The 12,601-nt window shown below is 37.3% G+C and carries 7 protein-coding genes; 2 read left to right on the forward strand and 5 right to left on the reverse strand.

Features of this window, described 5'->3' with window-relative positions; all coding sequences use genetic code 11:
- Positions 1-300 precede the first annotated feature (300 nt).
- The 5 genes from BW935_RS12375 to BW935_RS12395 all read right to left on the reverse strand — a co-directional run bounded on the left by BW935_RS12375 (position 301) and on the right by BW935_RS12395 (position 8,295).
- Entirely contained in the window at positions 301-1,926 is a 1,626-nt protein-coding gene (locus BW935_RS12375; protein WP_076501920.1) for a TlpA family protein disulfide reductase, read from the reverse strand.
- A gap of 132 nt (positions 1,927-2,058) precedes the next feature.
- Positions 2,059-2,913, reverse strand: a complete 855-nt coding sequence (locus BW935_RS12380; RefSeq protein WP_076501921.1) for a substrate-binding domain-containing protein — start codon at positions 2,911-2,913, stop codon at positions 2,059-2,061.
- Positions 2,914-3,265: 352 nt separating this feature from the next.
- The gene (locus tag BW935_RS12385) at positions 3,266-4,600 is read right to left on the reverse strand and encodes an MFS transporter (RefSeq protein WP_076501923.1); all 1,335 of its coding nucleotides are present in this window, start codon (positions 4,598-4,600) and stop codon (positions 3,266-3,268) included.
- Between the two features lie 31 nt (positions 4,601-4,631).
- A complete protein-coding gene (locus BW935_RS12390) occupies positions 4,632-7,055 on the reverse strand; it encodes a glycoside hydrolase family 31 protein (RefSeq protein ID WP_076501925.1) in 2,424 nt (807 codons plus the stop codon).
- Positions 7,056-7,266: 211 nt separating this feature from the next.
- Positions 7,267-8,295 carry a LacI family DNA-binding transcriptional regulator gene (locus BW935_RS12395; RefSeq protein WP_076501926.1) on the reverse strand — a complete coding sequence of 343 codons (1,029 nt, stop codon included), beginning with the start codon at positions 8,293-8,295 and terminating at the stop codon, positions 7,267-7,269.
- Between the two features lie 353 nt (positions 8,296-8,648).
- Between BW935_RS12395 and BW935_RS12400 the strand changes: the two genes are divergently transcribed.
- Together BW935_RS12400 and BW935_RS12405 are read left to right on the forward strand one after the other, a co-directional pair.
- Positions 8,649-9,701, forward strand: coding sequence for a SusE domain-containing protein (locus BW935_RS12400; protein ID WP_076501927.1), 1,053 nt, complete (start codon positions 8,649-8,651; stop codon positions 9,699-9,701).
- 104 nt (positions 9,702-9,805) lie between these two features.
- Positions 9,806-12,601, forward strand: a complete 2,796-nt coding sequence (locus BW935_RS12405) for an alpha-amylase family glycosyl hydrolase (protein ID WP_076501928.1) — start codon at positions 9,806-9,808, stop codon at positions 12,599-12,601.

Genomic DNA, 12,601 nt, shown 5'->3' on the forward strand with positions numbered 1-12,601 from the left:
TACCTCTGGGACACCCAAATTCAAAATCAAAAAATATAAAACATTATCTATCAAAGCCTTACGATTAAATGGGACTGACGACTGTCGAAGTCAGGGGTACTAGGAGATATCGATACAGATGGATATTCTATAGATTGGATAGGAAAGGCTGATCCGATAGCTTTTAGGAGGTGAGTCAGATTCTTAATGTTGTCATTTGGAAGACTACTTTCATTCAAATGTTTTAAAAAAAATCAAAATCTTCAAATAATACAGGAATCTGCAATCGAGAGATAGCAGATTCCTGACTTTTTTGAATTGTTATAATTTAACAGTGAACTTACCTGCAACAAGATCAGTTTTCTTGATCTTGATTTCTTTTTTGATAAGCTGTCTATTTTCATCTGAATAATTCAATACTAAATCGATTTCTTCTTGATTATCCCCAAAGTTGAATCCTCGTTGGTAGTGACCATCAATTGGGTAGGCATAGTACTTGTCAGTAGATTCCCCTATTGTAGCATAAGGAGAGCTGATCTTTTTATCTGAATGATCTATGGAAATGATAAAATCACCTTGAGTAATGTACTTCAGAAAATCCCCCTCATCTCTATTGAGGTATTTGGATAGTGTTTTGTAAAGCTGATAGCTTCTTAGCCCTTTGTTTTTGATAACTACTTGATTGTTTTGATCTATAAGATAAGTCGTAGGATAGCCTGAAATTCCATAAGCCTTAGAGATATCAACTGAGTCAGATTTATCATATTGATGCATGACTTGCTTCCAAAAGACATTGTTTTTTTCGATGAAAGCCTCTACGGTCTTTCTTGTATCAAAGATGATCCCAACAAGTTCAAACTGATCGCCTTCAAAAAATCCAGCAGCATCCTTGAGAAAAGGAATCTCTGCTACACATGGTCCGCACCATGAGCCCCAAAAGTCAAGCATTGTAATCTTTCCATTGTATAGGTTATAAGGAATACTATCAAGTGTAAGCGAATTTATCGGAACTGCTTTTGCGCCGATTTGAGTGCCTATCCACTCTTGGTCTTCTGGATATTTGATTAAGGTTAAAGTAGAGCCATCTACGCTTGTTTTTCCTATTTTATATTTGATTCCGTTGATAAATATGACTTCTTGGTATTGAAGGTATTCTTTTTCTTCATAAGGAATGTCTTGAAAAGCTCTAGGGTCATCGTGAAAGAATACATTGATCTGTTCTTTGACAAAATAGTCTGATGTACCTCCATTGCTCAAATAGATGTCAAATGACCCTGTATCGGTTTTTATTTCACCTTTTTTATATTCACTGAAATTGTAGAGGATGTTATCTTGATAGGCAAACGGGTTAAGGTTCAGTTGGATGCGAGCTTCGACAATTTCTCCATTTACAAATTTTTCATAAGTAACTTCAAAGGAGTTTTCTCCACTATATAGACTAGGAGAGCCTTTCAAAGAAGTAGAATAATGGTGAATCTCTCCTGGATCGACTTGATCATTGGCATTCATGTCTACCCAAATATTGATATTTCCATCAGCATCACTCGCGCTAGCCAGTCTGATGAAGGTTCTGATTGGACTTTTTGATAATTGGGAGATAATTTCCTCACCATCGTATCTTGTTTCGAGACCTTTCCAATAAGACTCTTCGATCAAACCTTCATTGGCGGATTGATAGACAAATTGAATAAAGTTTGGTATAATATAGTACTGCTTATAATTAGCCATGTCTTCTGGCAGCTCTATAGGTTCTGGCTGTGCTTTGAAATATGGATGACTTTCATCAGACCTGCTCCCTGCCATTGTCATCCCAGCATTGAAAGGACCTACACCTTGTTGTTTTTCTAACTTAATCTCAATTGTATCTGGAGTACTTTCTTGAGCTATTACTTGTTGATAGGATAGTCCTACAAAAAGTAGGAATGCGTAAAAATGTTTTGTTTTCATGCTTATTAGTTTAGTTCCAACTAATGTAAATGATTCAATGGAGATTAAAAAGTATTTAGTTTTATTTTATCATTCCCCGCCCTAAAATCATTAAAAATCTATTGTTTCAAAGAAATATCGTTTGAGTTAAGACTACAATCCGAATTTAATGTTTTCTAAGCTCACAGTATTTTTGATTAGGTCAAGCCGCTGCAAGGTATGAACGGTATCCATCAGGACAGACTCAGGAATTTCATTGTTATTAGCCCACTGAGTTTGTTGTAACCATTCCTTGACATCAACTTCCTCTAATCCATAATTTTGCGCAATGATTTTAACAAAATCTGTGTGTTTGACCATTTCTTTTACATAAGCATAGACTAGGTCACGAAGTTTTTCAATTATACTGCTATGTTTGGCTAGCACATTTTCTGTAGCGACAATTACAAAACAAGGCCAAGGGGTCGGGATCTCACCTACACGTTTGAATTGACCAGCATCCACGAGTGGTTTGGTCGTGTATTTTTCCCAAAGGAACATTTTTGGTTCTGGATTTTCAAATGCTTTTTTTGCCCCATCAAGATTATCGATAACTTCAAATTTCAATTTGTCAGAAGCCCATCCTTCTCGCTGCGCCAATAGGAATGCCATCAAGTGCGATCCAGAGCCATATCGACTGATCAAAAATGGAGCATCTTCAAGTTCAGTCAAAGAGCTTTGAGGTGATCTAGCTGATATATGAATCCCCCAAATCAAAGGCGAAGCAATATGGAATCCGATGACTCTTGATGGGTTTCCCTCTATACGATCCTTGATAAAGCTTTCTGTAAGGACTAGGGCAATATCTGTACTGCCGACTCTTAAAGCTTTGTTCATCGCTCCAGACCCCCTTGATTCTTCTATCCATTCCAGTTCGATTCCATCTTTCAAAAATGGTTGCTGCTCGATAACCTTGATCCATGGAAAATTAAAATGCTCAGGTACTCCTGTAATTCTGATTTTTTGCATATTCAAAATTATCAGTAATTTCTGATAAAAATATAAAAACCCAGTAAACAAAGCTCACTGGGTTTTTTCAATCTCAAACCTAAAATTTAATATTTTGTATTCAATATCGTTTAGTTTAGAGTAACTTTTCCAAAGTTCAGATTTGTAAATAATCTTTGTATTTACTTTTAACCCAACTTTGGAAAAGTTTAAATCCAACTTGTAGTCTTATCTAAACGACATTGATTTTGTATTTACTAAGCTTTTTCACTACACCATCAAATCAGATTCAATATTTCTGTATTAAATGCCGCAGCTGTTTTAATTCAGACATTAAATTCAACACTAGTTTTATTCAACTTTTATTCAGTTTTTAGCCATCATGGGTGGCATTTCTATCTGTGATCAATAGGTTAGCCAGTCCAGCTAAGATCAAGGAGCAACCAGCCAAAACCATAGTATAAACCACTTCTTCACCAAAGAGTAACTTGTAAGTATATGTGATTCCTCCAACTGATGCGATGATTTGCGGTATGACGATGAACATATTGAAAATCCCCATATATATCCCCATTTTATTAGGATCTACCGAACTCGAAAGCATGGCATAAGGCATGGATAGAATGCTAGCCCAAGCTATCCCAACCAATGCAAAACAGATATGAAGCATCCAAGGATCCGTGATCAGGAAAATCGACATAAAACCAATCCCCCCAGAGATAAGACTGACCATATGCACCAACTTTCGGTTGATTTTTATCTTGCTGGTTACAAAGGCTAAGATCAATGCCATAAACATAGAGACCAATCCATAAGTACCCAGATAATTACCCACGCTATCAGCCGCATCATTGTAGGCCAAGGAAGAAGTATCCGTAGCTTTGAATACATGCTCTGTTATGGCAGGCGTAGCATAAGTCCACATGGTGAAAAAGGCGAACCAAGAGAAAAACTGAACTATTCCCAGTTTTTTCATCACTGAAGGCATGCCTTGGATATTTTCAAAAATCTCTTTGAAGCCATTGAAAAAACCCTTGCTAGCTTCCTTTTCTCTTCGAAACTTCTCAAGATCTTCTGGTGGATATTCTTTTGTTGTCAGAATAGTATAGAGTATGGATAAAAAAAGCACCGCGGCGCCAATACCAAATGCAAATTTTACCGAATCAGGAATGACTCCCGGTTCCGCTGTATTTGGTATTCCAATTTGCGTCATAAACCACGGCAGATTACTTGCAATCCACGTCCCAATTCCAATGATCAAAGTCTGTACAACGAATCCGTATGAGCGCTGGCTGTCCGGTAGTTTGTCTGCAACCAATGCGCGGAATGGCTCCATGCTAATATTTATAGAAGCATCCAAAATCCATAAGGAAGAAGCAGCCATCCACAGTGCGCTAGAGTAGGGGGCGAAGAACAATGCAATGGTACTAAATACAGCCCCGATGAAGAAAAAAGGTCTTCTTCTGCCTAAAATTGGATGCCAAGTTCTATCACTTAGGTAGCCTACGATGGGTTGCACAATCAATCCAGTAAGTGGAGCTGCTAGCCAAAGTATTGGGATATCATCTTTTTCAGCACCAAGGGTCTGAAAAATTCTAGACATAAATCCGCCCTGCAAAGCAAAGGCAAACTGAATTCCTAAGAATCCAAAACTCATATTCCAAATTTGCCAAAAGCTCAACCTTGGCTTATTTCCTTCTAGATGCATGGTATGGGTTTATTGTAACTTCAAAAGGTAATCAAAATTGAATAACAAATTCCTGCTGATGATGAGGAAATGTAAAATGAATCAAATCTTTTACTTCGAAATAAGGATGGTAATGATCAGGTAATGGGTCAAACTCTGTCAGCCTGCCTAAAAAAGCGAAGTTCTCTTTTTCAGCTTTGATATGCTGATTCAAGACTTCGATTTCTTGAGAATTTAGATCATGTATGTGAAGCTTAATAGACTTAAATTGAGATTCATATGCTCCTTCTGGTGAACTGAAGGTTAAAGTTTTTTGATCAGCTTTCCACCTGATGGATCTTTTATAAAAATGTCCACTTTTATGCGCTTGGCTCTTGCCGTCATCTTCGTAGTGTATGAAAGTTTGCTCTCCGCTTCCATTGTAGATATGAAGATGGAGAACTCCATCATGCTTGGCATCTGTATAAGGTACTATTGATTGCATGGAGAATACGGCACCAGCCTTGACGAATACTGGAAGGTAACTCAATGGAGTATCGACATAGATTTCCGCATTTCCTTGAGATTGGTGATCGTTATACAAGTAATACCAGTTTCCTTCAGGCAAATAAACCTTATTGATCATTTTAGTGCTTTCTAGTGGAGCAACTAAGAATGTATCACAGAAAAGGTACTGATTTTGGTAAGCCCCATCATAAATTTTTGTATCAAAAGGATAATCTACCGCTAAGCTTTTGGAAATTGGCAGTCCATCCAAAGAGCTTTTATAAAAAGCCGAATAAAGTGTTGGCAGCAATTGATACCTCATTTTCATGTAATTGCGAGAAATCTCTTCCACTTCTTCGCCAAAAGACCAAGGTTCAGAATCACAAGTATTGATCATGGAATGGGCTCTGTAAAAAGGCGCAAATGCAGCAATACTCATCCACCTGGCAAATAACGCCTTACTGGCCTCACCTGCAAATCCACCCACATCATAACCAGAAAAAGCAACTCCGCTCAGTCCAAGGCTATTGACTAATCTGACACCTGCTAGCATGTGCTCATCAGAAGACACATTGTCACCCGTCCAAGCAGCTGCATAGCGCTGAATCCCTGAGAACCCTGAACGAGTCAATACAAAAGCCCTTTCCTCTGGAGCTTGCATTTCACTTCCTTCTTTGGCTGCACGAGCCATCTGCATGCCATATATATTTCTAGCCTTTCGGTGACTGACTTGCTCTCCTTCATAATCAAAATTGATCAAGTTGGGCGTGAATTGTCCCCAAGAAGCAGGCTCGTTCATGTCAGTCCAATAGCCATCTACACCAGCATCTTTATAGAATTTCATCTTTTCTCCCCACCAAGTTCTGGTTTCTTCTTTGGTGAAATCAGGGAAAGCACACCATCCTGGCCAAACTTGTCCTTCATAAACCTTTCCATCAGGGAATTTCACAAAAAGGTTTTTATCTATTCCATCTTCATATGGTTCGTAACCCAGTTCTGTTTTGATTCCCGGATCCATGATGACCACTACCTTGAAACCCCTTTCTTTGAGCTTTTTGATCATGGATTGAGGATCAGGGAATTTTTCTCCATCAAAAGTGAAAACCTTATACTTTTCCATGTGATGTATATCAAGATAAATTACATCAGCAGGCATATCTTTTTCCCTGAAAGTCTGTGCGAGATTTAAGACCTCAGATTCTGGATAATAAGAATAGCGACATTGTTGATAACCTAATGCCCACATTGGTGGCATTTCCATTTTCCCAGTCAATCTGGTATATGCGCTGATGATTTTCCCTACGGAGTCATCATGAAAAAAATAATAATCCATGTCCCCATCATCTGCGGAATAATACATGAATCTTCTATTGGAAGCACCAAAATTGAAGACAGACTTATGCGTATTGTCAAAGAAAATCCCGTATGCTTTGCTGTCTAACACACCGATATAAAATGGAATAGACATATATAATGGATCGTCACCAACTCCATAGGCGAAATAATCAGTGTTCCAATTGGTATAGGCATTACCTGCTCGATTCAAATTTCCTGTTTTCTCACCAAGACCGATAAACTTCTCATTGGGCTGTAATTTTTTATAATTACTCACTTCAGTTCCAAGCCATGAAACAGAAAACGCTTCATCATCTTCATTCAGTAAGTTGCCATTCACGTCAAAAAATTTGATATGAAAAGGAAACTTATAGATGATGGCTTCGATTTTATCTGTTTTGACTTTGATTTTTTCAGAGTCCTCCTCAATTACAAAGGTAGTTTGACTTGGATGTATTATTACGCTATATGGATTTGGAGAAAAATTTTCTTCCCTAGTGAATTGGACACGTATCGTGTCAGCATCGTATATGGTAATTTTGAATATCGCTGCCTCTGTGCTGCCTGAGATTCCCCAAGGTTCTCTATTCCAAAATTGAATATTACCAGCCTGCTGATTTTGATTACTATGTTTGATTTGAGTAGAAGTGATCATCTTGAAAACGGTATTGTGCTCGGATTATAGGCTTTGAAGCCTATTTGTCTAAGGCTAATTTATAAAGTAATACCAAAGTAAAAAATTGCTTAATGCAGTGAGATAGGCATATTTGAGCCTAATTATCACTTGTAAACCTTAAATTTTAAATGAACAGCCTTATTCAAACGTTTGCATAAAAAAGTGCAAAAATTCTCAAAATAATTCATAATTATTTCACCGAAGACTTTCTTATGAGTAATTCAGTCTCTAATACCACTGTTTTAGTGCTGTCATAACTTCTTTCTTTGTTGTCTATCATTTCTAGCAGTAATTGTGTGGCTTTCTCACCCATCTTGAATCCAGGTTGTGCAACTGTAGAAAGAGGAGGATCTATCATTGAGCAGAATTGCCAATTGGAAAATCCAACAACACCCACTTGCTTAGGAATTTTATACCCTAGTTTTTTTAAAGCCATCATGGCACCTGCGGCTGCGATGTCATTGCTTGCAAAAAATCCATTTGGAAAATCTCCACCTTTTTCATAGAGTTTTTCGATGATTTTCATACTTTCTTCTTGTGTGCCCATGGGGCAAGGTAAAATCCAATCTGGATTAATTTCTAAGCCATGGTCCCTTAGCGCAGCTTGATAGCCATCCATTCGTTTTTTGCTAATAGTTAGATTTTTGGGGCCAGCCAAGTGAGCTATAGAGGTGTAACCTTGACTGATCAAGTGTTTGGTGGCATCATATGCTCCTTGAAAGTCATTCACTGTGACATTGACCGTATTTTCAATTTCCGGTACGCGGTCAAAAAAAACAATAGGGAAATTTTGAGCCATCAGTTTGGAAAAATGACTGAATTCTTCGGTCTCCTTAGAGTAGCTGACCAATAATCCATCAATTTGATTCGCAAGCATCGTATCGATACTAGAGAGCTCTCTTTGAAGTTTTTCATTAGTTTGGCACAAGATCACATTGTATCCATTGGCATAAGCTACCTCTTCTATTCCACTGATGACAGTTGAAAAAAAGAAATGTACAACTTCAGGAATAATCACTCCCAGTGTGAAGGACTTACTTTTTCTCAAACTGAGCGCAACTGCATTTGGTCTATAGTTTAGCTTTTCGGCAAGTTCCTTGACTTTTCTTTTGGTTTCGTCACTAATTCCAGGATAGTCTTTCAATGCTCTGGAAACAGTAGATGAAGAGACATTGAGCTCTCTAGCAATGTCTTTGATGGTAGCTTGGCCTAGTTTCATGAAAATTATATTATTCTAAGATTTTAAATATAGGTTAATTTTGAGAAATATACCTATCCAAGATATTTTTAATATTCATTTCAACTGTTGGATTTTGTGGTTATAAGCCTTTCGTTGTTAGAAATTTCTTTTTAATGCAAACGTTTGCGGTGACGTTTGCACGCATTTTATTTTATTTATTTTCACCTAAATCCTTGCTGATAAATACTACTTTTAGTAATATAGATAAGTTGGTTTTGTGATCGAATAAAATAATTTTGAAATCCAAATCAACAACATGTAATAAAACTTATTAAAAATATTAATTATTTAACCCTATCGAATTAACAATTTATACCAAAAATCAATCAATTATGAGAGTATTTAGTAAACTTCTACTTATCGTTTTTGCATTGCCATTAGTATGGTCATGTGAGACTTTGGATGAGCCTAGGCTGATCACACAAACTGGAGCGATGATCACAGACGCTCCTAGTAATTTGGTTCTTACAAGAGAAGAAGCAGATGATTTTATTGTTTTTAATGTGAGTTCAGCTGACTTTGGAGTAAGTGTATCTGAGGTAACTTACACCATTCAAATAGATGCCGCTGGAAATAATTTTGCTGCACCAGTTGCTGTTGGTTCTTCACCTACAACTACTGTCGAAGTAAACATCGATGAGTTGAATAGAAGAGCTGTGGCAAAAGGTCTTGAAGCTGAAGTTGCTGGTAATATTGAGTTCAGAGTGAGTGCTACTACCACAAGAGCAGGCTTACCAACTGTCAACGGCGATGCTGTGACCATTTCTATTACACCTTACTCAACTGAGGTAGAGCTTCCTTTCTTGAGAGTGCCTGGAGATTATCAAGGCTGGAACCCAGGTAATGATAATACTATCATCTATTCGGAAAACTCTGACGATGTTTATGAAGGTTTTGTTCATATACTTTCAGGATCTGGTGCATTTAAGTTTATTACTGGTCCAGCTTGGGATGAGTTCCCAGATTTTGGTAGAGGTGATGCAGCTGGAACTTTAGTAGAAAAAGGTGCTGATTTATTAATTCCTCAAAATCAGTATGGGACATACAGTGTTAAAGTGGACCTAAATGATTTGACTTATGAATTGGAAAGAGTAGGTATCTGGGGAATCATAGGAGATGCTACTCCAGGAGGATGGGATACAGAGACACCTATGACTTTCGATAGAGATGAGAATATATTAAAAATAACAATCGATTTAGTTCCTGGAGCGTTTAAATTTAGAACTCAAACATGGGATATGAATTATGGGATGAGTTCGGAGGAAGGTGTTGCTGGGTTTAATAATGACGGCGCTGATATTCCAATTGCTGAGGCTGGTAATTATACTATAACGTTTGACTTGAAAACTCCTTGGGAAATTAGATACTCTGTTACTAAAAACTAATACATATTAATTTTTAAGAAAAGTATCGGTTTTCGCCGGTACTTTTCTTCTTTTAATTAAATCAGGCAAACAAAGACCTGACACATATATTATCCACTTTCAAGATGAAATCCAGAATTACCATATCCATTTATTTACTAGTAATTATATTTTTTTCTAGTTCGGCTATCGCCCAAGTTACTACCCAACCAGGTTTTCCTAGAGCAGATCAAAAAGTAAAAATTATCTATGACGCAACTCAGGGATCATCAGGTTTAGTAGGAGAAGACCCTGTGTATATTCATATAGGAGCCGTCACTCAAGGACCAACTTCTACAACATGGTCAATTGTTCCATTTGAATGGGGTACTGCCAATCCAGATGCAAGAATGACTAAAGTAGAAGGGGAGTCTGATGTATGGGAATGGGAACTGACCCCCAATGAACTTTTTGAAATTTCTGGAGACCAGACTGTCTTCCGTTTAGGGATGGTTTTTAGAAATGCTACAGGGAATAGAGAGGGTAAAACTGCTACCAATGGTGATTTTTTTATCAACCTTAGTCAAGGTTTTGAAGTCAGTTTTACAAATCCACAGACATCTTCCATATTATTAGAAATAGGAGAGTCTCAAGAAATTAAAATCGTTGCATCTGAAAGCTCGGAACTTAGTATATCGGTCAATGATAATATTGTTGCTTCAGCTTTATCAGCGGATGAGCTTGAATATACTTTTTTAGCTACAGAAGAAGGTACTTTCAATGTTTTGGCAAGAGCCACATCTGGTGAAGACGAGTCAACTGCAGAACTGACAATCAATGTAGTAGATCAGAGTCCACAAGCTCCAATTCCATCGGGAGCGATCAAAGGTATCAATTACATTTCTGATACTGAAGTTATATTGGTTTTGGAGGCGCCAAAGAAGAAAAATGTCTTTGTCATAGGGGATTTCAATGATTGGCAAATCAGTCCAGCGTATCAAATGTTTCAAACACCAGATAAGGAGAAATTCTGGTTGAGGCTGACAAATTTAGAAGTTGGGAAGGAGTATATTTTTCAATACTTGGTAGATGGAAGTATTCGAATTGGCGATCCTTATGCTGAAAAGGTTTCGGATCCATTTCATGATCAAGAAATCATAGATCAGAATAGGTATCCTGGATTATTACCTTATCCTCAAGGAAAGACTGAATTTCAGGCTTCTTATCTACAAACAGCACAGCAACCTTATGAATGGAAGTACTTAGATTACAATAAACCCAAACCAGAAGAGTTGGTCGTTTATGAACTTTTGGTTAGAGATTTTGATGATAGGAGGACTTACAAGGCAGTAACAGAGCGTCTCGATTATTTGAAAGATTTAGGGATCAATGCGATTGAATTGATGCCCATCAAGGAGTTTGAAGGAAACTTATCTTGGGGTTATAATCCATCATTTTTCTTTGCAGCAGACAAGTTTTATGGTCCCAAAAATGACCTTAAAGAACTAATAGATGAGGCGCATAAAAGAGATATGGTTGTGATCCTTGACATGGTTCTCAACCATGCTTTTGGTCAAAATCCTATGGTAAGATTATACAATGATGTAGATTATGGAGCTCCGACTGAGGATAATCCTTGGTTCAATAGAGTAGCTAGACACCCATTTAATGTGGGTTATGATTTCAATCATGAAAGTGAGTATACCAAGGCTTTTGTAGATACAGTGAATCACTACTGGTTGTCTGAATATAAATTTGATGGTTATCGATTTGATTTGAGTAAAGGTTTCACACAGGTCAACTCAGGAGACAATGTGAGTTTTTGGAGTCAGCGAGATGAATCTAGAATTGCCATCTGGAAGAACATCTATGACAATATAAAAAAGGATTTTCCAGATGCCTATGTGATTTTAGAACATTTTGCGGATAATTCGGAAGAAACTGAGCTGGCTAATTATGGGTTGATGTTTTGGGGCAATATGAATGGTGATTTCCGAGCTATGGCCAAAGGTGAAAACAGAAATTTTGATTGGGGCTATTATAAAAGAAGGGGATGGAATCAAAGTAATTTAGTGACTTACATGGAGAGTCATGATGAAGAAAGGACGATGTGGGAGTCACTTACCTTCGGACAGACTTCTCCTGTAAATATTAGGCAATTGAAAAACGCAGTCAATAGAAATCAACTGCTGGCTACGTTTTTCTTTGCAATTCCAGGTCCAAAAATGCTTTGGCAATTTGAAGAATTTGGTTATGATTTGGAATTGAACAATGACAGGTTAGGAATCAAGCCTACAAGATGGAATTACCTAGAAAATGAAGATAGAGCAAGGCTCTATAACCTTTATAGGGCTATGATCAAATTGAAAAACGAGTATAATTTGTTCAATGACCCCGATGATGCTACACTTTCATTTAACAATGCACTCAAGTCTATTATCTCAAAAAATGGAAACTTAGAAATGGTTTTATACGGAAACTTTGGTAATACAACCATCAACAACGCCACGATAACCTTCCCTTCAAACGGCACTTGGTATAATTACTTCACTGGAGACGAAATCACGGTAAGTGGTGGGGAAATTACAGCAAGGTTGAGACCTAGTCAGTTTTTGCTTTATACCAATGAAAAGCTTCCATTACCAGAAGGAGAAATATTAGAAGAAGTCATTACATCAATTGATCATGAAATTATTGATTCAGGAGCATTTAAAATTTATCCTAATCCATCTGATGATAAGATCAATATAGCATTGCCTAGAGGCTTCAATCAATTTCAATATAAAATTCTAGATGTAACGGGAAAAGTACTCTTGGAAGGGGGAAGTACTGCGGTTGCTGATATTTTAGAGCTTGAAATAAGGGATTTTAAAGCAGGTCTTTATATCTTTGAGCTCAATGATAACCGTCAAGTATTGCGAAAGCGGTTTATTAAAAAATAA

It is taken from the genome of Belliella pelovolcani (assembly GCF_900156785.1).
GTDB lineage: Bacteria > Bacteroidota > Bacteroidia > Cytophagales > Cyclobacteriaceae > Belliella > Belliella pelovolcani.

Bases quoted from the DNA above. Each gene is read 5' to 3' on its own strand.
- BW935_RS12375 (WP_076501920.1), bottom strand. From the start codon at position 1,926: ATGAAAACAAAACATTTTTACGCATTCCTACTTTTTGTAGGACTATCC.
- BW935_RS12380 (WP_076501921.1), bottom strand. From the start codon at position 2,913: ATGCAAAAAATCAGAATTACAGGAGTACCTGAGCATTTTAATTTTCCA.
- BW935_RS12385 (WP_076501923.1), bottom strand. From the start codon at position 4,600: ATGCATCTAGAAGGAAATAAGCCAAGGTTGAGCTTTTGGCAAATTTGG.
- BW935_RS12390 (WP_076501925.1), bottom strand. From the start codon at position 7,055: ATGATCACTTCTACTCAAATCAAACATAGTAATCAAAATCAGCAGGCT.
- BW935_RS12395 (WP_076501926.1), bottom strand. From the start codon at position 8,295: ATGAAACTAGGCCAAGCTACCATCAAAGACATTGCTAGAGAGCTCAAT.
- BW935_RS12400 (WP_076501927.1), top strand. From the start codon at position 8,649: ATGAGAGTATTTAGTAAACTTCTACTTATCGTTTTTGCATTGCCATTA.
- BW935_RS12405 (WP_076501928.1), top strand. From the start codon at position 9,806: ATGAAATCCAGAATTACCATATCCATTTATTTACTAGTAATTATATTT.